A 23,099-nucleotide genomic window follows, 5' to 3' on the forward strand; every position below is an offset into this window, starting at 1 on the left:
CTCAGGCGCCTCCGGCTGTTGGCAAGCTGTAGGATTGGCGGTAAAGGGTCAGGTAGCGGTCAACTTCCTGCTGCCACTGTGTGTCGCTCCAACCAAGCAGTGGTTGGCAGTGTTGACGAAGGGTTGGCAACAGTTTTTCTGCGCCATTCGGCAGCACCAGCCCCAGACGCGTTCTGCGGAGCAACAGATCATCCAGATGAACTACTTGTTCACGGGTACAGGCCCATTCCAGTTCTGCCCACAGTGTTCCCGAGCCATCAACAAAATCAGAGGATTTTCCTGCAAGCATCGAAGTGAGTTCCTGTCCGTAAAAGCCCTTGAGCCGGTTCCAGGTCAGCCCGCTAATATTCGCCTGCTTAGGGATTTGAGAGGGCGCCGTAAAAACACGCGCTCGGTCGCTTCTTAAAAGGGTTGTATTGCCGTCGAATACGGCAACCAAAGATTCGCGGGCAATTTGCCGGAAGGTTGTCAGCTTCCCACCGGCAACGCTGACCAGCCCTCTGTCGCTGCGTAAAGCGTGTTCGCGGTTTTCTTTCGACGGCGATTTTCCTTCACCACTGGTCACGACGGGACGCACACCCGCCCAGCTCGACAGTACATCCTGCGCTTGAATTGAAGAGCCGGGGAAAAGCTTCGATGACACCTCCAGCAAATAAGTGACCTCTGCTTCGGTGATACTGGGCTCACAGTTCAGATCGGCGTTGTGGTCGAGGTCGGTCGTGCCCAAAACGGTTGTACCACGCCACGGAAAGGCAAAGACCGGGCGACCATCTTGCGGATGCAACAGTGAAACCGCGCAGGTAACCGGTAGCCGTTGCCAGGGAAGTACAAGGTGGCTGCCACGCAGAGGTCGTATATGCAGAGGCGTATCGTGAGGGCCTTGCTTTTGCAGTCGGTCGGCCCACGCCCCGGTGGCATTAATAACACGCCTGGTTTGAACGTGAATCGCGTTGTCACCCTCCGGTTTTAGCTCGACGCCGCTCACATGGCCATTCTGGTCTCGAGTGACCCTTGATGCGGCCACGTAATTCACGCATGTGGCGCCGTCTGCTTGTGCCTCGGCAATTAACCGCTGCACCAGGCGCGCGTCATCGGTAAGTGCATCGGTAAAGCGGCTGGTGGCAACCAGATTGTGGTTAACAAGGCCGGGCACCCACTGAAGGGTTTCACCGGGAGACAGCCGCTCTCTCGTTCGAACGCCAGCGAGTTTGTCGTACACCGCCAGCAGAATCTGAAAAATGCGAGGCCCCGGGAACTTGCCTTTGTAGTGAGGCATCAGGAACGGTAGCGGATCAATCAGCCCGGGCGCTTCTTCCATCAGGCGTTGGCGTTCAAGCACGGCTTGCCGCGTCAAACCAATGAGTCCGCTGCCCAGATAGCGAAGGCCGCCATGAACCATTTTGGATGACCGGCTGGACGTTCCCCAGGCGAAGTCTTTCTGTTCCACCAAAAGAGTGCGTAAGCCGCTGCCCGCTGCTTCTCGCGCCGCGCCCGCTCCGGTAATGCCGCCACCGACGATAACGACATCAAATTGAGCGTTATTGCCTAGCTCTGCCAGGTTCTGCTGCCGTGTCTTAGTCATCGCCCTATCAATCCAGTAGCGTGGTCGGATTCAGGCGCTTTTCCGGGTCGAAACTGGTGGTCAGGGCTCGAATGGCTTGCATGCCCAGCTCACCTTTTTCTACCGGCATGAACGGCGCGTGGTCTTTGCCTACGCCGTGCTGATGGCTGATGGTGCCGCCGTTACGGACGATGATTTCGGAAGTGGAGTTCTTGAGGTGCTTCCAGCGCTCAAGCGTTTCGCCGTAAGTGTCCGCAACGCGGAAAACGTACGTGGTATAAATCGAGCAACCCTGACCATAAAAATGGGATAGATGCGTGAAAACGTGAGACTTCTCTTGTTTATCCGCTAGTCCGGTGCGCAGACTGGTTTCTATCTTTTCCAGCAGGCTGTCTACGTTATCCCAGTCGGTGGCTGTCTCCAGCGTGTCTACGGCATAGCCCATCTGCCAAAGCGCCTCACGAAGGTAGGGCATCGTGAAGCGTTTTTCCGCCCACTTAGAGCCGAGCTTAGTGCCTGTGTATACGCCGCTGTACTCTTTGCACACTTTGCGGGCCTGTTTCAGACTCGCCGCTGCTTGTTCTTTCGAACCGGTCACACCAAAGGTCATCATGCACTTGCCGTCGTCTGCGCCGCGCAGTGACAAAAACTTCTCCAGAAGACTGATAAGACCCGGGTGCCCAGCCAGTGCCAGTTGGGTTTCCGTTTCAATCGCATTGCTAAGCCGAAGCATAGATAGCTGAATTCGGTTCTGAACCAGCATGCGGGCCGCTGAGCGCGCTTGATCCCAGTTCGGGAAAAACACCACATGGAATCGCTCGTGTTCAGGTAAGCGGGTAATGCGGGCTTTAACTTCTGTAATCAGGCCGAGACGACCTTCTGAGCCCAGAATCATTTCGCGAATGTCGGGGCCGGCGCTCGAGGCGGGGATGGTCGGGATATCAAGCGTACCCTGTAGCGTTTCAATGCGACCGCCCGCGAAGAGCTGTTCGATGCGGCCGTAGCGAAGCGATTGCTGTCCGCTGGAGCGAGAAGCCACCCAGCCCCCGATAGTGGACAGCTCGAACGACTGCGGGAAGTGCCCCAGAGTATATCCATGAGCACGCAACTGAGATTCCACCAGAGGCCCGGGCGTGCCTGCTCCGAATGTGGCCAATTGGCTTTCCCGATCAAGATCGATCAGGCGATTCATGTTGGCCAAGCTGACTGTCAGTACAGGTTTGCCCTGATCGACGGGGTTAATGTGTCCGGCAACGCTGGTACCACCGCCGTAGGGAATCAGGTGGACGTCGTTTTCCTGGGCGTATTTAAGGAGTTGCCGGACTTCGGAATTGCTGTTGGGTAGAGCGACGCCGTCGGGGAAGATGCCGATCTCGCCACTGCGCATCGCCAACCAGTCCGGAAGGCTCTGGCCGCGGGCATGGCGCACCCGGGTTTCGGGGCTGGTGTCGATCAGTTCATCGAATCCGTCAAGGGCAGGTAAGCGGGAATCAGGAACCTTGGTGCAAACCTCCTCCAGTGTGCAGTCGTTCAGCGCGCTGGCTTGCCCGATACGTTCGGCCAGAAAGTCTTGACCGCCCTCCGGGATATCCAAGTTGAATTTATCATCGCCCCAACCATTCCAGCGTCGCATGTATACCTACTCCATGAATTATAAGTTGGCGACATTCTATAGAGTGGCAGGCAAAGGTGTGTGTCGGTGTGCGACAAGTTGACTGTCATTTTGCGACACGTGTCGTAAAAAGATGGTTTAAGGGGTAAGGGCGCTGTTTAGCCGGTCATTAAGATCCTGCCAGCGTTCGAGCTTTTTGGCGTCGCCAATCCGGGACCGGCCACCGGACTCTTTATTCAACCAAAGGCCGTCGCCGTTAAAGCTGTATACTGGTTCCAGGTCAGTACGTTGGGATGCAGGCTTAATCTCGTTTATCAGGTTGTCGAGCACCAACGGAACAGAACTTGGGGTTTCGTACCAGGCTAGCACCATGTGCGCTTGATTCAACTCGAGGGCTTTAACGTACACGATGCGCAGTTGCTCATCGGGAACGCCCATGGCGCGCAAGGTCAGGTACTTTGCGATGGAAAAATCTTCGCAGTCGCCGCCGTTGGTGGTGAGCAATTCGATAGGCGTTGCCCAGTAGTCCTCTTCGCCCCAATGGCGGATGTCACTGATAAAGCGAACGCGATTAAAGAACGAGTTCACCAGTTTAAGCTGACGATCGACTGGCGCATTGGAAGCAAGGGCGTGCAGGCGCTGCCAGTTTTCGAGGCGCTGATGAGCTTCCTCGCCAAAATCTTTGAGGACATAGCTCATCAGCTGATCGCTGAGTTCCAGCGCGCTGACAAAGGTTACTGCTAACAGGAGCGGCAGGATGAAGGAACGGCGGGGGCGAATTATGGCAGCCGTTTCCATAATGGGCCTCAGTTGTTGTTCCGCAGTCGCTGTCGCAATTGTTCCAGACGCTTCCGAATATCTTCCCGTCGTTGTTGCTGGCTGGTGGATTGTGGATCAGGTGAATTTCTTTGTGCTTGCGTTTGCCGTTGCTGGGCAGGTGCTGAGGATTGTTGCTCTGTTTCGGTTCCGGCCATGAATACACCGGTACTCTTTTCAGCCTCGGGGAAGTACAGGTTTTCCAGTTTGCCTTGGCGCTCGATAATCACCCGGTTTGGAAATACGGTTCGGAGGGTCGCATTGCCGGGCAGCGGTTTACCTACAAGGTAAGCCTCGGTATTGCCCTTGTCGTCCTCGATCAATGCACTGCCTGGAAATTCGCCGTCCGCCGCCAAAACACCCCGCAGGGAGAGTCTGAGATTCGTTTCGGGCAGGTTTTCGGTGTTTTCGTTTGGCGATTCTGAAGCTGCAGAGGGGCTGCCAAAGACGGGCAGACTGGCCAGCTTTACCTGTGGGATGTTATCTGTTGACTTGGCTGGAGAGGCAACAGCTTGGCCGGGCCCAGGTGCCGACGCCTGTTGCTCGGACTGCCAGAACTGATAACCCTGCCAGGCGGTAAGGCCAACCATGGCCAGCGCAACCGCAATCGTAAGAATAAGTGACATCTGTTTCGGTGTGGCTAGCATCGGTAATCCTGAACACGAATGGTGCGAACTGAAAAGCCCACAGGTTATCAGACTCAACGTAATTAGTGGCAGTATAGTGTACAGAGTTGTTTAGTGGTGCCCATTCCTGTGGTAGCCTTTTTGAATGCTGACAGTATGACAGGTTGGGATAACACTGGCCCTATAACAAAAACCAGTGACCAGACGGATTTAACGAGGGAAAGTTGATCACCGAAACCGAAATTCAGCCGCAAGATTCGCCGCTGGGCAGGCTCCCGTTCACATTTGCCAAGCGTAACGGCGTAATTCTTACCCGGAACGAACAAGGCGAACCGGTGATCCTTGTTCGGCCTGGCGCCTCCCACACCGCGCTTGCCGAAGCCAATCGTGTGAGTGGTGGACGAGCCCGTTTTTCCACCATCGAGCCCAGCCGGTTCGACGAAGCCCTCAACGCCGCATATCAAAACGATTCCGCTGAAGCCATGCAGATGGTGGAAGGCATCGGTGACGATATGGATTTGGCGTCGCTGGCAGATTCGGTGCCTGAAACAGAAGACCTGCTGGAACAAGAAGACGACGCTCCGATCATTCGTTTGATCAACGCCATCTTGACCGAAGCCGTTAAAACCAGCGCGTCAGACGTGCACATCGAAACCTATGAAAAACAACTGATCGTTCGCTTCCGCATTGATGGCGTGCTGCGTGAAGTTGTTCAGCCTAAGCGCGCGCTGGCACCGTTACTGGTGTCTCGTATCAAGGTAATGGCCAAGCTTGATATTGCCGAGAAAAGAATCCCGCAAGATGGGCGCATAGCGCTTCGGGTTGCGGGCAGGGAAGTGGATATTCGGGTGTCCACCATGCCGTCCTCAAGCGGTGAACGCGTTGTTTTGCGATTACTCGACAAACAAGCCGGCGCTATTCGCCTTGAATCCTTGGGTATGGGCGAAAGCGACCTGAAAACGTTGCGCAAGCTAATACATCGCCCCTACGGAATTCTGCTTGTCACCGGGCCAACCGGCTCTGGTAAGTCAACATCCTTGTACGCAGGCCTGCAGGAAATCAACGACCGAAGCCGAAATATTCTTACGGTGGAAGACCCCATCGAATATAACTTGCCGGGCATTGGCCAGACCCAGGTAAACCAAAAGGTTGATATGACCTTCGCCCGAGGTTTGCGGGCCATTCTGCGTCAAGACCCAGATGTGGTAATGATTGGTGAGATCCGCGACCTTGAAACGGCAGAGATCGCCGTTCAGGCAAGTTTGACCGGCCACCTGGTGCTGTCTACTTTGCACACCAACACCGCAGTCGGCGCGATCACCCGCTTGATGGATATGGGCATCGAGCCGTTTCTGATTTCTTCCAGTCTGGTGGGCATTGTTGCCCAGCGCTTGGTGCGTGTGTTGTGCGACCAATGCCGCGAGCCTTACGTTCCGACAGAAGAGCACTGTGAGTTCTTGCAGCAAGACCCTGCAAATCCGCCTACCATTTTCCGGGCGAAAGGATGCGAACACTGTAATCAGTTGGGCTACCGGGGCAGGGTTGGTATCTATGAAGTTGTGGAGGTTACCGAAGCAATAGGTGCCCAGATTCACAAGCGGGCAGGAGAGCTAGAGCTCGAACACGAAGCCCGCAAACTAAGCCCCAGCATTCACGCTGACGGTGTCCAGAAGATTCTCGATGGCGTTACCACTGTGGAAGAAGTCCTGCGCGTTACCCACCGGAGCAAATAACCCATGCCAGCATATGAGTTCAAAGCGCTGGACCCGAGGGGGAAGCAAAAACACGGTGTTGTAGAAGCGGATGCCGCGCGGGCCGTCCGCCAGCAGCTTCGGGAAAAAGGCCTTACCCCGTTGTCGGTGGAACCGGCGGTTGAGAAGCAGGCTCGGAGCAACCCGTTGAGTAGTCGGGGTTCGTTATCAGCAGCAGACCTGGCGTTGGTTACCCGCCAATTGGCGACGCTGATTCAATCGGGCATCCCCATCGAGCAGGCATTGAGTGCGACCGCCCAGCAAACGGCAAAACCCCGCATCCGGGGCATGTTAATTGCGATCCGTTCGAAGGTCATGGAAGGTTACACGCTGGCGGACAGTTTCGGGGAGTTTCCCAAAGCGTTCCCGCGACTCTATCGCTCAACCGTCGCGGCGGGCGAGCATGCCGGGCACCTTGACCTCGTACTAAACCGTTTGGCCGATTACACGGAAAGCCGGCAGGAAGCTCGACAGAAAATACAGCTTGCCGCGATCTATCCGATCATTCTCAGCATCGTTGCCATCTCCATTGTTGTGTTTCTGTTGACCTACGTGGTGCCAGACATCATCGAAGTATTCCTGAAACAGGGGCAGGAGTTGCCAGCGCTGACCATGGCGATGCTGGCCGTGTCGGATTTTTTGGGCGATTTTGGTGTCTACCTCTTAATAGTATTGGTGCTTGGAGTAATCGGATTTCGAATTGCTCTGACCAAACCTGGATTCAGATTGAAGTTTCACAAGCAACTTCTTCATTTTCCGTTGTTTTCAGGTATGGTTCGTGGGGTTAATACAGCCAGATATGCCAGCACCCTAAGCATTCTCACCACCAGTGGTGTGCCCTTGGTGGAGGCCATGCGTATTGCTGGCGAAGTACTATCGAACGATTTTCTTCGGCAAGAATTGCGCGAAGCGGCTCGTAAGGTGAGTGAAGGTGGATCGCTCCACCGCGCTCTGGATCAAACGGGTTACTTCCCACCGATGATGCTGCATATGATTGCCAGCGGCGAATCCAGTGGCGAACTGGACAGCATGCTGGAGCGCACGGCGCGAATGCAGGAAAATACCTTGCAATCGAAAATCGCAGCGATCGTTGGCCTGTTCGAACCGATGATGCTGTTGATCATGGGCGTGGTGGTGCTGATCATTGTACTGGCCATCATGCTTCCGATTCTGAACATGAGTAACCTGGTGGGCTGATGAGAATCCGCAAGTTATCAGACCTACCGGAAGTTTTATAATCAAGAACCACGAGTAAATGACGAGTGACATTATGAGCAACAATCTGAACCGTAAATTCGCTGCTGTAAAGGGCTTCACCCTGATCGAAATCATGGTTGTGATGGTCATACTGGGGCTGCTGGTCGCCATTGTGGCGCCGAACATCATGGGCCGTAGCGATCAGGCGAAAGTGACCGTTGCCGAAACCCAGTTAAGCAACATCGCTAATGCGCTGGATCTGTATCGTCTTGATAACAGCCATTACCCGTCCACTCAGCAAGGTTTGGAAGCCTTGGTACGCAAGCCAAGCGGTAGCCCTGAACCCCGCAACTGGAACCCGGATGGTTACCTGAAAGCCGTTCCGGAAGATCCCTGGAATAACGAGTATCAATACGTTAGCCCGGGAACGGAAGGCCCTTACGATTTGTATTCATACGGCTCTGACGGGCAGGAAGGCGGTGACGGCGACGCCGCAGACATCAGCGTTTGGAATACCGAGCAGTAATTGATTGTGAACCATAGGACAGCCCATTCCGGTTTTACGCTGATCGAGATTCTGGTTGTCCTGATCATCGTCGGGCTGCTGGCTTCGCTTGCCGTCTTCAGCATGGGCGGCAATTCCCAGCAGCGCGAACTTGAAAGCCATGTACGCGAACTCTACCTGCTGATGCAAACTGCGTCCGAGCAAGCGGTTCTCAATAATCTGGAGCTCGGTTTATTACTGGAAGATGATGGCTATCAATTTGTCGCGTTTCAGGATGAAACCGGTGAGTGGAAACCCTCCGGTGAACGTCTGTTTCACCAACGTACATGGCCTGAATGGTTGTCGCTAACTCAATTCGTTGAAAGTGATGCTCCTCGGTTAACCTCCTCGGAAGCCAAGCTTCGACCTACGCTTGTGTTTTTCTCAAGCGGCGAAACCACGCCCTTCGAAATCGAATTTACCATCGGAAACGACAGCGACCTCGTGCATACCCTTGCTTCAGACGGCGTTTCCCCGCTGGAGTGGCGTCAGCCTGGCTCCGGAGACGAAGAATGGTAAGGCAACAGAGGGGCTTCACATTACTGGAAGTGCTTGTCGCGCTGCTCGTTTTCAGCCTTATTGCTACGGCTGCGGCGGAGGTGGGCAGCCAATATATTTCCAGTTTTGAGCGAGTTCGGGACAAGACCCTGGCGGGTTGGATTGCCGAAAATCGTATTAATGAGTTGCGTCTTCAAGAGACGCTCCCCGGCACCTCCGAAAATTCCACCGATACCGATTTCGGGGCTTACCGCTGGCAAGTCACCACGGTTGTTCAAGGCACTGCAGATCCCTCAATGAGACGGGTCGAGGTAACCGTGGCCAAGTACCCCAGTGAGACTAACGAGCCCTATCCGGTGCACTCGTTGTCCGCTTTTTTGGGGGCGAAGTGATGCAACCGAGCGGTTTCGTACGAGCACAATCGGGCTTCACCCTGATGGAAATGCTCATTGCTGTCACCATTACCGCCGTTATTGGTCTGGGGGTATGGCAGGTGGTCAGCAGCGTGGTGAACTCCAGAGACAGGGTAAACGCCTTGGCAGAGGAGTTTGACGGACTGCAAAAGGCCATGCTGTTACTTGAGCGGGACATAACACAAGTCGTGAACCGGTCCGCCCGAGATGTTTATGGGGACTTTAAACCGTCGCTGACCTCCAGAGAGGACGCCTTTGAACTGCTGCTGACACGCCAGGGCTGGCGCAACCCGCTTGGATTGCGTCGAAGCGGGTTGCAGCGTGCCGGATGGGAGTACACCGGTGCCGAACTCAGGCGGCGATACTGGCCTGCTGTGGACCAAGGTCAGGATGAGGACAGTCGAGACATCCTGCTACTAAACGATGTTAAGACGCTCGAAATCCGCTTCTTGGACGAAGAAGGCAAGTGGCACGACCACTGGCCCACCGATCAAGCCTTAGCGGCAATGACGCCGGGCCAAAGACCCGTTATCGCATTGCCGATGGCCTTGGAGGTTACGCTTGAGCACGAGCGGTTCGGAGAAATTGCCAGGCTATTTACGCTACCTGATTTCTCCCCGGAGCAAGCGCAGGCTGTCGTCAATCAACAGCAAGATGCTGCGTCAGAAGAGGCTGGAGAAGATGCTGATGAAAACACAGCCGGGGGTGGAGCGTGAGCTCGTTCCGGCCGGTTAACCGAAGCCGTCAGGCCGGTGTGGCTCTGATCATGGTTTTGTTGGCCATGGCGTTAGTGGTTTTGCTGGCTACCGGCATGACCAAACAACAAAGTTTGCGGATTTATAAGGCCGGGCATTATCTGGCGCAGCAGCAAGGGCACAGCATTGCCTTGGGGGCTGAAGAATTTGCCAAAAGAATACTGATTCGCGACTACGAAGAAGACAAAGAAAGCGGCAATATGGTAGATAGCCCGGATGAATTCTGGGCCATGCACGCGGCGGTTTTGCCTCTTGATGAAAACGGTGTCGTTGAAGTTCAGATTGATGACCTCGGCGGACGCATCAATCTCAACGATTTGATTACAGCCAGTGGTGAAGTGGACCCACTGACCAAAGACCGGGTTTCCAGACTGTTGATGGCTTTGGGCATCAATGGTGTGAACGTCGACGCACTGATCGACTGGATCGATGCTAATGAGCAGACAGCCAGCGCCTATGGCGCAGAAGATGGCCAGTACCTGATGGCCGATCCCGGTTTCAGAGCGGCAAACCAGCCCTTCGTGTCGGTCACTGAGCTAAGATTGATTGAGGGTATGACCGAAGATATCTATGTCGCTCTTCGCCCGCATGTCGCAACGTTACCGGTGAGCGGTATCGGCATTAACGTCAACAGCGCCACAGCACCGGTACTGATGTCTCTCCACAGTGAGCTCAATGAGGCGCAGGCAGAGGCCATTATTGCGAAAAGGGAAGAGGAGCGGTTCGAGAATCTTCAGGACTTTCTGGCGCTTCCTGAGTTCTCGGGACTGGGCCTGAAACGAAATGGCCTGGCACTGCAAACGCGGTTTTTTGAAGTTGTATCACGGATTACCTACGATAATCGTGTCGTAAATATGGTCAGCACGGTATTTCGTAATCCGGAAGGTGAGGTCCGAACGGTCCACAGGGATACCGGACAAAAGAACAGGATCTCCAAGGAACCTTACACTTTCTCAGAAGGATAACCATGTCTTATCGTCTCTATGTGCGGCCACTGCCGCCCTTTGCTGACCCGGAGCAAAGCCCGGACGCCCAGCTTTATAGCTGGGTGTTGCACGATGCCAGTGGCGACGCCCAGGCGCGGGGCAGTGCGGATCCCAAAACCTTGATTGAACAGACGCTGGCGCAGAACGCATTAGACAAGGTTTTGCTCATCGGCTTGATACCCGGCGACGAAGCCGCCTTTTGCATGGCTGATATTCCTGCCAAGCAAAGTCGTTTCGTGCAACAAGCCCTTCCATACGCTGTTGAGGAGCAGATTGCGCAGGACATCGAGACGGTTCATTTGGCACTCGGGAAGCATTCCGATGAAGGATATCTGGTTGCAGCAATAGACTCCGGCCAAATGAAACGTTGGCAAAACCTGTTTTCGGGTTGGGATCAGGTGCGCCTTGAGGCAATTTATCCTGATGCTTCTTTGTTACCGGCTCCCGAGACAGGCTGGATGATGTGCCTGGATGATAATTTCGTTCTGATGCAGAGCCAGCGGGGCGAATGGTTAAGAATGCACGGCGACAATCTGCCATTGTTCGCAATGACCATGGCGGTTCCGCCTTCAGAGGAGGTTGTTACTGAAATACCGGTACAGCTTTACGGATTGGAAACGGAATTAGAACGACAGCAACCTTTGATAAACGAACTATCGGGCTCAACAGGCCGTGTAAACGTTCAGCAGAAACCCATAGAGTTGTCGGTGATTGAATTCCTGGCGTGGTCTCACCACCAACACCTCTGCGAACCTGTCAATCTGTGTCAGGGGCCGTTTTCCGTCAAAATCTCCGGTTCCAGCCCGTTAAAGCCCTGGAAGCCCCTGATCGCCGTTGCATCACTTTGGTTTGTCATACAGCTTGGCCTGGACATCGGAATGGGCATGTACCACGAGCAACAAGCCGATGAGCTGAAGTCTCAGGCCATGGCAATATACAGAGAAGCCTTTCCCGCCGATCGCCGAACCCATGCGGGAAATGTTCGGAGGGTCATTGAAGGCCAGTTGCGCGTTGCTGGGTCACAGGGAGCCGATGTGGATTTTATTACGTTGATGAAGTTTACCGGAGACCAGTACGGGCGACTGGCAGGCACTGGTGCCGTCACATTTAATTCGATCAACTACAGCCGTAACCGCGGTGAGCTGGTCGTTGATGTCAGGGCCGACAGTTATGATCGCCTTAGCCGCTTGCGGAATGGGTTGGCCGATGAAGGCCTGCAAGCACAGATCGGTTCGGTGGTTAACGAATCGGATGGTGCTCGCGGTCGTTTGACGGTTTCGGGAGGGTAAACCATGTTTCAGCGTCTAAAAGATCAACCCGCCATTGAAAAGCTGATTGCTCGTTACGATCAACTGCCCCAAAGAGACCGGCAGGCTTTGACAGTTCTGCTTATAGCCTTGGCTATTGCGGTGCTGTATTTTGCTATTTGGCGTCCGGTTTCGGAGTACCGCAACAACGCCGAAACCAGTCGTGAGAATGCCACTGAATTATTGGCCTGGATGCAGGCTAATGAAAGCGCCATACAACGGCTTGGCAGTGCAGGCGCTGGCAGTTCGGCTTCCAGCGCCGCCGATCGGCCCGCAGATGGCCGGGCGTTGATGGCTTTAGTGACCCGTTCCGCCGGCGAAGCGGGCCTTTCGCTTCAGCGTTTCGAGCCTTCGGGTAACAACGCCATTCGAGTTTGGATGGAAGATGTCCCTTATGCCGATGTGGCCGCTTGGTTGGAGCGTTTAGACGCCCAGCATGGAATTCTGATAGATCAAGCCGCCATGGATAGAGGCAATGAGCCCGGGATAGTATCCGTCCGATTGACTCTCGCCATCTGATTGGTTGGCTGTTTACACGAATGACAGGAGACAGAGTGTCTAGTTCCCACGATTTTGACCTGATTATTATTGGTGCCGGTTCTGGCGGCGTTCGTCTGGCCAGAATGTCGGCTCAAACGGGCGCCAGGGTCGCCGTTGTCGAGTCCCGGTACCTTGGTGGAACCTGCGTAAATGTCGGTTGCGTGCCTAAAAAGCTGTTTGTTTACGGCGCCCACGTCAGGGATGAACTGGAAGATGCGCAGGGATACGGATGGGATATCCCATCCGAAGATGTGAGCTTCGACTGGCCCACACTGGTCGCCAATAAGAACGCTGAAATTGAGCGTCTTAACGGAATTTACGGCCGAATGCTGGAAAACGCGGGTGTTACGATCATCGAAGGAACGGCAAGTATTGTGGATCCGGAAACGATTTCGGTTGGGGACAAGCAATACACCACCAAACACATTACGGTTGCAACAGGGAGCTGGCCGGTTATACCGGACATTCCCGGAAAAGAATGTTTGCTGACCTCGAATGAAATGTTTTACCTCCCGCAACTGCCGCGTCACGCCGTGGTATGGGGCGGGGGTTACATTGCCGTCGAATTTGCAGGCATCCTGGCGGGGCTTGGTGTAGAAACCACCTTGTTGTATCGCGGGGATTTGTTCTTGCGCGGTTTTGACGACGATATTCGTCGATTCACCGAACAGGAAATACGTAAAAAAGGCATCGACTTGCGCTTTAATGTGACCATCGATTCCGTAGAGCCCAATGACTCGCTCTACACAGTGAATTTGAGTGATGGCAGCAGCCTAGAAACAGGTCTTGTTATGGCAGCAACCGGCCGCTGTGCCCTTGTTGATGGCTTGGGGCTTGAAAAGGTTGGGGTCGAACTGAACGCGTCGGGGCATATTGTCGTTGATGAACATTTCCGTACCTGTGTTCCGACTATTTCTGCACTTGGCGATGTAATTGGCACGCCTCAACTTACGCCAGTTGCGTTGGCTCAGGCTATGGTGCTGACGCGACGCCTGTTTGGCGATGGAGAAGGGGATATGGATTACAGTGCCATCCCGACTGCCGTGTTCTGTCAGCCCAACATCGGAACGGTGGGGCTGACCGAGCAGGAAGCGATTGAAGCCGGTTACCGATTACGCATTTACCGGTCAGACTTTCGTCCGATGAAATATACCCTGAGCGGTCGAGATGAGCGGTGCCTGATGAAGCTCGTTGTTGATGACCACACCGACAAAGTTCTGGGAGCTCATATGGTTGGGCCAGACGCCGGGGAAATTACCCAAGGTCTGGCCGTCGCTATCAAAGCCGGGGCGACCAAAGCGCAGTTTGACGCTACGCTGGGCATACACCCGACCTCTGCGGAAGAGTTCGTAACCATGCGCCAGCCGGTCAGTTAACGGGCAAATCGAAAGGGATTTCAAATCGGAAAGAGTTGCCTTGGCCCAGGTCTAACTCAATGTGAACATGCCCGCCCATCAACTCGATTAACCGTTGGACCAGGGACAAGTTAATTCCTGGTCCGCCATATCTCGAGTGGGTGTGCGGATTATGCAGGTTACCTGCTTCCCCCATGCTCGAACTGGAATCCCTTACCGTGCAGCTCAGAGTTGCATGGCCCGCGTTCACGGTCACCCATGTGGCGAGGACCGTTATAAACCCGTTGGTGGTGAGTTCAAGAGAGTTGTCGAGTAATCCGCTCAACACTTGGCGAACCCGTGGCCCATCGCCAATGACGATTGGCGTCTCGGGCCAATCCCCTAAACAAATAAGCTCAAGCGACAGTTCTTGTTGCTCGGCTGCGTACCGATACGATGCGATGCAATTCGTTAACAGTTGTCGAAGATCAAACGGCTTGGAATCTACCGCCAGGGTACCGCTGTCCAGATGCGCATAATCCAACATGTCGGAGATAACCGTTAACAAATCCTGAACGGACTGCCGGGCAGTATTCACCTTGTCGGCCTGGGTAGCCGTTAAAGGTTCGTTCTCGATGTGATTGAGCAAACCAATGACGCCTTTCAAGGGCGTATTGAGCTCATAGCTCATGGTGGTCAGAAACTCCGATTTAACTCGGCTGGCATGCTCGGCACTGCTGCGCTCTGACTCGGATGCTGCAAGCATTTCATCACGCGTCGTCTTTAAACGCTCCAGATGTTCAGCCAACTGATTAAGTTGGTCCTGAAGATTAACGATTTCCTTTGAAGAACCTTTTAGAGCAACCGGCTCAATATGATAGTTACCTTCTATTAGCTTACCAACGCGCCTGCTAAGTTTGTTCATTGGCCTGAGCAGATTGCCAAGATACAGGTTTACCAAGAGGACGGTGAGCAACAACATTCCACCACCCACCAGCATTGACGACCACCAGATTTCCCGGAGTTTTAGCTCCAGTACCTCTGCTTTGACTCCAACCTGGACTGTGCCCACACGGAGGATGCTTGTGCCCGATTCCCAACCGGATCTAAACCATGCACTGCCGTCATCTGCGTTAAGTGACAGCGGCTCCTGAAACACTTCTGCCTCGTAAATCGTGAATTCCGGAGCGGTGAAATCAGACGGCCTGCCCTGTTTGCCGGTGTAGCCGATTTCTTCATCGACCACGTCCAATACCCTGATCCAGTTAGCGTCACTATGCTGCAGCGCATTATCGAGTATTTGCCTAAGTGCCACGTTGTTGCCTGAAACAATGGCGTATTCAAGTATTGGCGCCAGGTTATCGGCAAGAATCTGGCTACTCTGCGCCATATTCGCGCGCGCGTCCTCGAGCCGAACCGAAGTAAAATAAGAAACAAGAACCGTAAACATGAGTACTGCAGGCAGAACGCCCAGCAGCAATAGCCGCCGAGAGAGTGTGGGTTGGGATGACTTTCGTTGGCGGTCAGTCATCAAGAACTCCCTGAAGTGTGTCCTCCAGTAATTCGTCAACGGCCTCTGAAATCCGAGGACGTTCAGGTAGTGGGATATTGAGAGAGCGAGCTACCTGCTCATTGAGCTCGACTCCATAGGCATCAGGGTATACGGCCGCAGGAAATACTTCGTTCTCACGATAATAAATCAGGTGACTCGCTGTTTTCTCCGCGATGGCGCTGAACGGAGCGTAACTGGATGCGATGGCCCCTGCTTTAACGAACGCCTGGCTGGGGCCAATTAAAATTTTGTTGCGACGATAAGCGGTGAGAAGAATGTGTTTGATGTTTCGCGGATGGTATATGTCATGGTCAGGCGTCCCCAATATAAAGTCGCCATAGCTTAACGCCCTGATCACCGAAGGGATCAACTGCTCTTTATCGGCAACAATAAAAACCTTTCCTTCGAGCCCGTAAGCGGACAGCTGCTCGATGAGTGCCCCATAGGAGTTCCGATTGACATAGCTTGCCAATATCGCAACTTTATCAGCCTGTGGAAGGATCACTTTGCCGGTCAATGCTTGTCGCAACAAAGGAACATCGTAGTAAATCGCCGTGATGCGGGAGTTTTGTTCAGTGGCGTATTTGTCCATGAACTGGCGGTCAACAAAGGTGCCGATCATCACTGTGTTTGGGTTGCTGCGATAGATACGTTCGAACGCTTTCGGGCCAATGGCGATAATCGGCGCATTTTTTTTCGACGGTGGAGAATGGGTGGGAAGTGGCTTCACCTTAAATCCAGGGCCTAGATTTTCGACAACCAGATCGATGAAATACTTGTCCAAAGAGAGGTTTCCGGAGCTGGCAAAATAGACCGTTTGGGCTGTCTCGCGTTTTGACTGGGCGAATGTGCCAATCGGCCAGCTCAGTGATAGAGCAACCGTTACGATCCATAAAACAACGATCTGCCCAAGCTTCAAAACCGGACACCTGCTTCCACGAAGAACTGGTTATGATCTTCTATGTTGTTGTCGGAGCTCAGCTCGTGTTCACGGTTAAGATAATGTTGCAGAGTAAACGCAATTTCAGCGGTGTAATGCGGTTGTACAAAGCTTTTGGCCAGCCGGACGTCGAGTCTCTCAAATTGGTTATTGGTTCTAAGGAATTCATCCGCCCAGTAAAAAGCGGATGAAACTTTAAACTCCGAGGCCAACTCCTGAATTACGCTCAGGCTGCCTGAGTGCCTTACCGACATACGGGTTAACAGGCCGGCTTGGTAGTCTTGCTCGCGTGTGTCAACGTTTCCAGTTGCATCAATAATAGGCGCCCCTGTGTAACGGGTGTCCTGGTCCAGATATCCGTAGCTGGCGCGTAACGCGGTACCGGGGAATTCGAGTGTTGTTTCTACCTCAAAGCCTTTCTGATCAACTGCTACGTTGTTTCCTAGCGTCCAGTTTACGAGCTGTATTACGCCGCTCACCATATCCCGCATTTCATCCTTAAAGCCACGAACTTCGAGCGAGAAAATCGCGGTATCGAGGGGAAACTGTCCAAAGTAACTGATTTCTTGTGAGGTAATACGTTCTTCTTCGAGGTCGTGGCCGAGGGTTAGCAAAAAGGGGCTATGTGCCGCATCTTCGATGGTGATGCGTCTGCCTTCAAGATCGGAATACTGGGCCGGCTGCACATCTGTCAGCGTAAAGCCTGTCTGAGGGTTCTGTTCAAAACTGTCAGGCGTGCGCACAGCCTCTGAATAAACCAACCGAATAGCATGGTGCTCATTGATAATGAAATTCGTCGCCAACCGAGGGGAGAAATAATCCTCGTCGGTGGTGCTGGAGCGCTCCCAGTTTCCGCCGGCATTCAGCGTCAGCCAAGGCCATGGCGTGTACTCTAAATTACCGAAGAAACGGGACTTATAATCGTGTTCTCGGCCATTAAAATAGGTCTCGGAGCGAAGCGTATCTTTGCGGAAGCCCGCACCGGATACCAGCTTGAGGTCATCGGTAAACAGCAACGTGTCCTGAAACTCTACCTCTAAACGGGTGTCTTCGTAGTCCCCATTAATCTGGGCTTCTAGAAGTGTTTCTCCTTCGGTTCGTGCCTGGCAGGGGGCATCGCCACTGGCGTCTTCTTCGTAAAGGGTGGGGCCGCCGGCGTTGCGGAGGCAGTCCGCCGCGGCTCCGCCCAACTCAATACCGTACCGTTCAAGACGTTTGAAGTTAGAGACACTTACGAGAAAATGGAAAAAATGGTGTTCTGAGGTGCTGTAGTTGAGCTGTGATTGAATGTAGTAGTCACGAACATCAATATCTGGGTGTTCTACCGGGTCCAGTACTCCGCTTTTTCCGCGATCCTGGTTTTTGACCCCATCTACGACGCCAGCCACCACCTCAATATTCAGATCGGGGCTGAGTTTTAAACGCCCATCATAAGAAAATGAATTGATGTTATGGCCATCGTTGAACGGAGTTTCTTCTCCGCCGTCAATCTGGTAATCAAAGCCGCCAAATTTTCGTTTTTCGTAGGACAACCGCCAGTCGAGATCCTGGCTGGCACCCCCAACCGCGCCGAACGCTCGCAAATGATCCCGGCTACCATGGCTGATGCGTAACTCAGTGCCTGCGGTGTCCGCCGGATCACGAGTGATGATATTAATGGTACCCAGAAACGCATTGATACCGTAAGCGGCTGAATTAGGGCCCCTGGCGACTTCAATACGTTCGATAAGCTCCAGAGGAACCGGCATGGTTTCCCAGTCCATATCTGACAGCGTGGCGCGGTGGGCGGTTCGCCCATCAACGAGCACCTGCATGCGCCGTTGCTCATAATGCACCGTTCCGTGGTAGGTTACGACAGGCTGGTGGCTGCCGACGAAATTAACGACCATGCCGGGGACCAGGCGGAATACTTCGTACAGATTAACGATTCCTAAATCGCGGATCTGGTCACCGGTGATCACAGTCGTACTTCCCGGTACGCGGGTTTTAGGTTGCCGTAACCGCGTTGTCGTCAGTACCTCGGGGATATCGTTGTCATAGGTTAACAGTGCATTGTCGAAGGTCGGTTCCGTATGCGCAGCGTTAGCTGAACATACCGCCATGAGGCTAAGAGTGATCGACAGGGCACATTTGAAGACGAGACGTTGTTGCCTTGTCGCCTGGGTTGTGGGTTCGAACACGCAATTCGTCTCAGGCATAGTAGTCGTTCTATAATTGGCGTTTGAGCCATAGTTTTAGTTGCATTTGTTCTCTAATCCTAGGAGAACCAAAACCATTTGTCTCTAGAAAGTTTACAGAGGCGACACATTTGGAGTGATGACTGTATGAGCTGCTGGGAGATTCTGGGTATTGAGCCGACGGGTGACCGCGAAGAGATTCGTCAGGCTTATGAACGCCAGATGAAATTTGCGTCTGCTGAAGAAGCTCGCAAATTGGACGAAGCCTACCGCGAGGCGGCAGGAGGGGAGGCCATGGTTAACCCGGTTTCGTCACCCGAGCCCCGCACCTCAGAGGACCGTCAATTAGACGCCAACCAATCGCAAATTGTGCGAGAGGTCGTTATTCAGATCAAAGCGCTGATGAACGACTCGGGCCGCCAGCAGGATGCAGGTATCTGGAAAGCCATTCTGTGCGAGCCACCCGCGGACCAGCTGCCACTTCGCCGAGAAATTGGTCAACAACTGGAGCCCTGGATTCGCCCGATGGCTGAGAACGGTTCGTTACCCCAGCCTGTGGCCCGTTTTTTGGGCGAATGGTTTGAGTGGTTCAGCGTTCAGGAGGCGATTACTGAACAAGAACAGCAATCGCCTGAGCGTGAGGAGAGTGATCCGCGGGACGAAATAGAACCGCTTTCTCAAACCGCTAACTTTTGGCCAGCGGTTATAGGCTGGATCATCGGATTAGTGATTCTGACCATGATTTTCGGTGGCATGGGCGTTGGCGGCTGAAGCCTGCTCAATCTTAACCCGGTACTTCTGCGCCAAAATGGCGCCTACGATCACCTGGATCTGGTTGTAGCACATGATCGGCAACACGATCATCCCGAACCCCGGGTGTCCGGAAAACAGCACTTTGGCCATCGGCAACCCAGACGCCAAACTCTTCTTAGAGCCGCAGAACACCACTGCGGCTTCATCCTCCAGACTGAATCCGAATTTCCTGACCATCAAGGTCGCCGCCAACATAAACAAACCCAACAACGCAAAACACAAGATAATCGCCAACACGATGGCTTGCACCGGAAGATTCTGCCACAGGCCGCTGACCACGGAATGCGAAAAGGCAGAGTAGACGATAATCCAGATAACGCATTGATCGTATCGGGACATAAGAGATTCATTGCGCCCGAGAAATCCGCCCAACCAAGGCCTCATGGCATGGCCCACTGCGAAAGGCAACAAAAGCTGAAACACAATGTCTTTCAGAGCCTCCGCGATTGAAAAATTGCCATCCCCAGAGGTAGACACCAGTAAAAGCAGCAGAAAGGGCGTGAGCATCATGCCAAACACATTGGATGCCGCTGCGCTGCAAATGGCGGCCGGGACGTTACCTTTTGCCATAGCGGTATAAGCGATGGAAGACGATACAGCGGACGGCAACACACCCAGATAAAGAAAACCAAGGCCGAGGTCTTTTGGCATCCATTCAGGAATGATGTTACTAAGGCCGTTAATCGGCAAAACCACTAACGGGAAGAAAACGAAGGTCAGTGAAGTGATCAGAATGTGCAAGCGCCAGTGGGTTGCGCCATCAATTATTTGCTGGCGAGACAGAGCTGCACCATGAAGAAAAAACAGTAATGCCACCGCCCAAGTGCCGATGGTTGCGAGCGCATCAGCAGCTCCGCCGGTTACTGGCAAAAAAGATGCTAAAACAATCGCACCCAGAAGCAGCAACGTGAAGGTGTCAATACGAAACTTCATGATTAAACCTTAAGTCAATTGCCGGAATCCGGTGTGATAAATCTATAATCAGCCGTATCTACGGAGCGTGTTGCAAATCGGTAGCTGAACGTAAAACCGGGCCAAAGGGCGGTGTTTCTTCCGTATTCGTCTAAATACCAGGAGTGACAACCGGAGTCCCAGACGGTGCCATCCAACCCCTTCTGAATCACCGAACAATAACGGGTTTGACGATCTTCCCGCACGTCCATAGCCGAGTTCGGGTACCTTGCCAACGCATCCACTGCACTGATGACATACCTGAATTGAGATTCGAGCATATAGAGAATTGAGTTGTGGGCCAAGTTGGTATTCGGACCATAGAGCATAAACAGGTTTGGAAAGCCGTTTACCGTAATGCCTTTGAAAGCCTTGGCACCCTCTGACCAGACATCGTTGAGCAACAGGCCATCACGCCCTGTGATGGTCATGGGGGATAAGTATTCGCTCGCCCGGAACCCGGTGGCAAAGATGATCGCATCGGCTGGCCTGTGATGGCCTTCGGTCGTCACGATGCCTGTTTCATCAATGTGGGATATGCCATCGGTAATTAGATCAAGATGAGGTTTGTTGATCGCAGGATACCAGTCGTTGGAAATCAAAATGCGCTTACACCCGATTTGATAGTCCGGAATGATGCGTTTGAGCTTGGACGGATCCGTAACCTGGGATTCCGCTTCCTTGATGGCTTGGCGGGCAACAGCGTCCAAAAACTTTCTAAATCGGGTGAAGGCCAAGGCTCGGGACTCGTTCTTCACGTAGATCAGTGCGCGGTATAGCCGGTCCCAGATTGGAAGCTTGTCAAATAAGGTTTGTTCTAACCGGGTAAAAGGACGATCCGATTTGGGAACAACCCACGCGGCCGATCGTTGGTACAAATCCAACTTCGACACTTCGGGAACAATTTCCGGCACAAACTGGATGGCACTGGCGCCCGTGCCGATCACGGCAACGCGTTTGCCTGACAAATCGAAATCGTGATCCCAGGTAGCCGAATGAAAGGTGCGGCCTTGAAAACGGTCTAAACCGGGAATGGCTGGCATTGCGGGCCGATTGAGTTGCCCCGTCGCGGTAATTAACACGTTGGCAGTATAGGTGTCGCCGCACTCGGTCGTGACCGTCCATGAATTGTCCGATTCGTCAAAGCTTGCACCGGTTACAGCTTTATTGAAGCGGATGTACGGCTGTAATTCATACTGAGCAATACAATGCTCAATGTAACCCTGAATTTCCGGTTGCGGCGCGAATTTCCGACTCCAGTCATGCTTTGGTTCGAAGGAATACGAATACAGGTGGGATTGCACGTCGCATGCTGCACCGGGATAGGTGTTTTCTCTCCAGGTGCCGCCCGCTTTCGAAGCTTTCTCAAGCACGGTCAGGTTGGTATACCCAGCTTTTAGCAGCTGAATGGCCATGCCAATACCGCCAAAGCCGGTACCAACAATAATGATGGAGGGTTTGTGCTGTTCACGCCGAGTCATGTTAACTGCCTGATTATTATTTTGTTGTCAGACTATAGCGCCCAATCCAGACAACAAAAAGCCCCGAGCCTGTTTAAAGGTCTCGGGGCCTATTAAGCCAACAGTGCTATGCCAGCAAGGGTTTACATGCTGCTTGCGTTCGCCGCGTCTCGGAAATGCCAGTCTACCGTGCGCGGCTGATGGCTATCCGATTCAAACAAATGGCCAACACTGGGCACTGCATACCAGAGTTCACCTCGGGTAGGATTTTGCTGTGCAAACTCAGCGTGGTTCATACCGGTTTCCCATAATTCCAGGCTTTCCCAGCCCTCCGGCGCCAATTCCAGTCGAACTTCCGATCCAATCAAGCTGATGGATTGGATTCGCAACGGGAGACGAGCATGGGCGCTAGGCGAGCGCGACAACTGAACTTCATGTGGGCGCAGATACAGCTGTGCTTCCTGATCACCCTTCGTGCCGGGTAATGATACCCAGGCATCGCCTTGAACCAGCTTCTGGCTTTTTACTACGCCAGAAAGCACGTTCACATGCCCAAGGAAATCGAATACGAACCGGCTGTCCGGGCGAGCGTACAATTGCGCCGGGTTATCGACTTGCTCTACTTTGCCTTGGCTCATTACAACCACTTGATCGGACAGTTCTAGCGCTTCTTCCTGATCGTGAGTCACGAAAATACTGGTGAAGTGGTACTCGTCGTGCAATGCACGCAGCCAGCGGCGCAAATCTTTTCGGACTTTGGCATCGAGTGCGCCAAACGGCTCGTCGAGAAGCAAAATACGAGGCTGTGTCGCGAGGGCTCGTGCCAAAGCGACCCGTTGCTTCTGACCACCGGACAGCTGGGAGGGATAACGATCCGCCAGCTGCGGCAACTGGATCATTTCCAACAGTTTTTCGACGCGCTGCGTGATTTCCGGTTTGGAGGGGCGCTCTTTGCGCGGTAAGGATTCCAGTCCGAAAGCAATGTTCTGCGCAACCGTCAGGTGGCGGAACAGCGCGTAGTGTTGAAACACAAAACCGATGTTGCGGTCCCGCACGTGTAGATCACTGACGTCTTCTCCGCCAAACAGAATTTTGCCGGCATCTGACGATTCCAAACCGGCAATAATCCGCAACAGCGTCGTTTTACCCGAACCGGAAGGGCCGAGCAGGGCGGTTAATTTACCTTCCGGAATATCCAAAGACACATCGTTAAGCGCCTGAAATTTCCCGAAGGTTTTGTTGATGTTCTGGATGGTGATGCTCATG

General features: G+C 53.5%; 21 protein-coding genes. 11 read left to right on the top strand and 10 right to left on the bottom strand.

Annotation, left to right across the window (positions count from 1 at the left end; all coding sequences use genetic code 11):
- Window position 1: 1 nt before the first annotated feature.
- The 4 genes from Q9245_RS00130 to Q9245_RS00145 form a co-directional block, all read right to left on the bottom strand.
- Entirely contained in the window at window positions 2-1,582 is a 1,581-nt protein-coding gene (locus Q9245_RS00130; RefSeq protein ID WP_305895260.1) for a glycerol-3-phosphate dehydrogenase/oxidase, read from the bottom strand.
- 7 nt (window positions 1,583-1,589) lie between these two features.
- Window positions 1,590-3,194: an FAD-binding oxidoreductase gene (locus Q9245_RS00135; protein WP_305895261.1), complete on the bottom strand. Its 1,605-nt coding sequence runs from the start codon at window positions 3,192-3,194 to the stop codon at window positions 1,590-1,592.
- Window positions 3,195-3,311: 117 nt separating this feature from the next.
- Window positions 3,312-3,971 carry a transglutaminase-like cysteine peptidase gene (locus Q9245_RS00140; protein WP_305895262.1) on the bottom strand — a complete coding sequence of 220 codons (660 nt, stop codon included), beginning with the start codon at window positions 3,969-3,971 and terminating at the stop codon, window positions 3,312-3,314.
- An 8-nt stretch (window positions 3,972-3,979) separates the two neighbouring features.
- Complete coding sequence (locus tag Q9245_RS00145) at window positions 3,980-4,636, bottom strand: type II secretion system protein N (protein ID WP_305895263.1); 657 nt, start codon at window positions 4,634-4,636, stop codon at window positions 3,980-3,982.
- Between the two features lie 203 nt (window positions 4,637-4,839).
- Between Q9245_RS00145 and gspE the strand changes: the two genes are divergently transcribed.
- Genes gspE through gorA form a run of 10 tightly spaced genes read left to right on the top strand, consistent with a single transcriptional unit; the run spans window position 4,840 to window position 13,982 of the window.
- Entirely contained in the window at window positions 4,840-6,348 is a 1,509-nt protein-coding gene (gspE, locus tag Q9245_RS00150; protein WP_305895264.1) for a type II secretion system ATPase GspE, read from the top strand.
- Between the two features lie 3 nt (window positions 6,349-6,351).
- Complete coding sequence (gene gspF, locus Q9245_RS00155; RefSeq protein ID WP_305895265.1) at window positions 6,352-7,563, top strand: type II secretion system inner membrane protein GspF; 1,212 nt, start codon at window positions 6,352-6,354, stop codon at window positions 7,561-7,563.
- A gap of 58 nt (window positions 7,564-7,621) precedes the next feature.
- Complete coding sequence (gene gspG, locus Q9245_RS00160; protein ID WP_305895266.1) at window positions 7,622-8,089, top strand: type II secretion system major pseudopilin GspG; 468 nt, start codon at window positions 7,622-7,624, stop codon at window positions 8,087-8,089.
- Between the two features lie 6 nt (window positions 8,090-8,095).
- A complete protein-coding gene (gene gspH, locus Q9245_RS00165) occupies window positions 8,096-8,626 on the top strand; it encodes a type II secretion system minor pseudopilin GspH (RefSeq protein ID WP_305895267.1) in 531 nt (176 codons plus the stop codon).
- Complete coding sequence (gspI, locus tag Q9245_RS00170) at window positions 8,620-8,997, top strand: type II secretion system minor pseudopilin GspI (RefSeq protein ID WP_305895268.1); 378 nt, start codon at window positions 8,620-8,622, stop codon at window positions 8,995-8,997. Before gspH ends, gspI begins: the two co-directional genes overlap by 7 nt.
- A complete protein-coding gene (gspJ, locus tag Q9245_RS00175; RefSeq protein WP_305897137.1) occupies window positions 8,997-9,734 on the top strand; it encodes a type II secretion system minor pseudopilin GspJ in 738 nt (245 codons plus the stop codon). The genes gspI and gspJ overlap by 1 nt, the downstream gene beginning before the upstream one ends.
- Window positions 9,731-10,738 carry a type II secretion system minor pseudopilin GspK gene (gene gspK / locus Q9245_RS00180; RefSeq protein WP_305895269.1) on the top strand — a complete coding sequence of 336 codons (1,008 nt, stop codon included), beginning with the start codon at window positions 9,731-9,733 and terminating at the stop codon, window positions 10,736-10,738. The genes gspJ and gspK overlap by 4 nt, the downstream gene beginning before the upstream one ends.
- 2 nt (window positions 10,739-10,740) lie before the next feature.
- On the top strand, window positions 10,741-12,048 hold the full coding sequence (gspL, locus tag Q9245_RS00185) for a type II secretion system protein GspL (protein ID WP_305895270.1): 1,308 nt from the start codon (window positions 10,741-10,743) through the stop codon (window positions 12,046-12,048).
- 3 nt (window positions 12,049-12,051) lie between these two features.
- Window positions 12,052-12,585: a type II secretion system protein M gene (locus Q9245_RS00190; protein ID WP_305895271.1), complete on the top strand. Its 534-nt coding sequence runs from the start codon at window positions 12,052-12,054 to the stop codon at window positions 12,583-12,585.
- 20 nt (window positions 12,586-12,605) lie between these two features.
- Entirely contained in the window at window positions 12,606-13,982 is a 1,377-nt protein-coding gene (gene gorA, locus Q9245_RS00195) for a glutathione-disulfide reductase (protein ID WP_305895272.1), read from the top strand.
- Here gorA and Q9245_RS00200 read toward each other — a convergent pair.
- The 3 genes from Q9245_RS00200 to Q9245_RS00210 are packed head-to-tail and all read right to left on the bottom strand — an operon-like array spanning window position 13,975 to window position 18,630.
- Window positions 13,975-15,471 carry a HAMP domain-containing sensor histidine kinase gene (locus Q9245_RS00200; protein WP_305895273.1) on the bottom strand — a complete coding sequence of 499 codons (1,497 nt, stop codon included), beginning with the start codon at window positions 15,469-15,471 and terminating at the stop codon, window positions 13,975-13,977. The two genes, gorA and Q9245_RS00200, sit on opposite strands and share 8 nt — an antisense overlap.
- On the bottom strand, window positions 15,464-16,411 hold the full coding sequence (locus tag Q9245_RS00205) for an ABC transporter substrate-binding protein (protein ID WP_305895274.1): 948 nt from the start codon (window positions 16,409-16,411) through the stop codon (window positions 15,464-15,466). Before Q9245_RS00205 ends, Q9245_RS00200 begins: the two co-directional genes overlap by 8 nt.
- A complete protein-coding gene (locus Q9245_RS00210) occupies window positions 16,408-18,630 on the bottom strand; it encodes a TonB-dependent siderophore receptor (protein ID WP_305895275.1) in 2,223 nt (740 codons plus the stop codon). Before Q9245_RS00210 ends, Q9245_RS00205 begins: the two co-directional genes overlap by 4 nt.
- A 126-nt stretch (window positions 18,631-18,756) precedes the next feature.
- Between Q9245_RS00210 and Q9245_RS00215 the strand changes: the two genes are divergently transcribed.
- Window positions 18,757-19,380 carry a J domain-containing protein gene (locus Q9245_RS00215; RefSeq protein WP_305895276.1) on the top strand — a complete coding sequence of 208 codons (624 nt, stop codon included), beginning with the start codon at window positions 18,757-18,759 and terminating at the stop codon, window positions 19,378-19,380.
- Here the strand turns inward: Q9245_RS00215 and Q9245_RS00220 are convergent.
- The 3 genes from Q9245_RS00220 to Q9245_RS00230 all read right to left on the bottom strand — a co-directional run bounded on the left by Q9245_RS00220 (window position 19,333) and on the right by Q9245_RS00230 (window position 23,098).
- Window positions 19,333-20,355 carry a bile acid:sodium symporter family protein gene (locus Q9245_RS00220; protein WP_305895277.1) on the bottom strand — a complete coding sequence of 341 codons (1,023 nt, stop codon included), beginning with the start codon at window positions 20,353-20,355 and terminating at the stop codon, window positions 19,333-19,335. The two genes, Q9245_RS00215 and Q9245_RS00220, sit on opposite strands and share 48 nt — an antisense overlap.
- A gap of 14 nt (window positions 20,356-20,369) precedes the next feature.
- Entirely contained in the window at window positions 20,370-21,854 is a 1,485-nt protein-coding gene (locus tag Q9245_RS00225) for an NAD(P)/FAD-dependent oxidoreductase (protein ID WP_305895278.1), read from the bottom strand.
- A 122-nt stretch (window positions 21,855-21,976) separates the two neighbouring features.
- Window positions 21,977-23,098, bottom strand: coding sequence for a sulfate/molybdate ABC transporter ATP-binding protein (locus tag Q9245_RS00230; protein WP_305895279.1), 1,122 nt, complete (start codon window positions 23,096-23,098; stop codon window positions 21,977-21,979).
- Between the last annotated feature and the right edge of the window lies 1 nt (window position 23,099).

The sequence above is a fragment of the Marinobacter sp. MDS2 genome, assembly GCF_030718085.1.
GTDB lineage: Bacteria > Pseudomonadota > Gammaproteobacteria > Pseudomonadales > Oleiphilaceae > Marinobacter.

Excerpts from the sequence above, each read along its gene's own strand:
- Q9245_RS00130 (WP_305895260.1), bottom strand. The coding sequence starts at position 1,582 with ATGACTAAGACACGGCAGCAGAACCTGGCAGAGCTAGGCAATAACGCT.
- Q9245_RS00135 (WP_305895261.1), bottom strand. The coding sequence starts at position 3,194 with ATGCGACGCTGGAATGGTTGGGGCGATGATAAATTCAACTTGGATATC.
- Q9245_RS00140 (WP_305895262.1), bottom strand. The coding sequence starts at position 3,971 with ATGGAAACGGCTGCCATAATTCGCCCCCGCCGTTCCTTCATCCTGCCG.
- Q9245_RS00145 (WP_305895263.1), bottom strand. The coding sequence starts at position 4,636 with ATGCTAGCCACACCGAAACAGATGTCACTTATTCTTACGATTGCGGTT.
- gspF (WP_305895265.1), top strand. The coding sequence starts at position 6,352 with ATGCCAGCATATGAGTTCAAAGCGCTGGACCCGAGGGGGAAGCAAAAA.
- gspG (WP_305895266.1), top strand. The coding sequence starts at position 7,622 with ATGACGAGTGACATTATGAGCAACAATCTGAACCGTAAATTCGCTGCT.
- gspI (WP_305895268.1), top strand. The coding sequence starts at position 8,620 with ATGGTAAGGCAACAGAGGGGCTTCACATTACTGGAAGTGCTTGTCGCG.
- gspJ (WP_305897137.1), top strand. The coding sequence starts at position 8,997 with ATGCAACCGAGCGGTTTCGTACGAGCACAATCGGGCTTCACCCTGATG.
- gspL (WP_305895270.1), top strand. The coding sequence starts at position 10,741 with ATGTCTTATCGTCTCTATGTGCGGCCACTGCCGCCCTTTGCTGACCCG.
- Q9245_RS00190 (WP_305895271.1), top strand. The coding sequence starts at position 12,052 with ATGTTTCAGCGTCTAAAAGATCAACCCGCCATTGAAAAGCTGATTGCT.
- gorA (WP_305895272.1), top strand. The coding sequence starts at position 12,606 with ATGACAGGAGACAGAGTGTCTAGTTCCCACGATTTTGACCTGATTATT.
- Q9245_RS00200 (WP_305895273.1), bottom strand. The coding sequence starts at position 15,471 with ATGACTGACCGCCAACGAAAGTCATCCCAACCCACACTCTCTCGGCGG.
- Q9245_RS00210 (WP_305895275.1), bottom strand. The coding sequence starts at position 18,630 with ATGCCTGAGACGAATTGCGTGTTCGAACCCACAACCCAGGCGACAAGG.
- Q9245_RS00215 (WP_305895276.1), top strand. The coding sequence starts at position 18,757 with ATGAGCTGCTGGGAGATTCTGGGTATTGAGCCGACGGGTGACCGCGAA.
- Q9245_RS00220 (WP_305895277.1), bottom strand. The coding sequence starts at position 20,355 with ATGAAGTTTCGTATTGACACCTTCACGTTGCTGCTTCTGGGTGCGATT.
- Q9245_RS00225 (WP_305895278.1), bottom strand. The coding sequence starts at position 21,854 with ATGACTCGGCGTGAACAGCACAAACCCTCCATCATTATTGTTGGTACC.
- Q9245_RS00230 (WP_305895279.1), bottom strand. The coding sequence starts at position 23,098 with ATGAGCATCACCATCCAGAACATCAACAAAACCTTCGGGAAATTTCAG.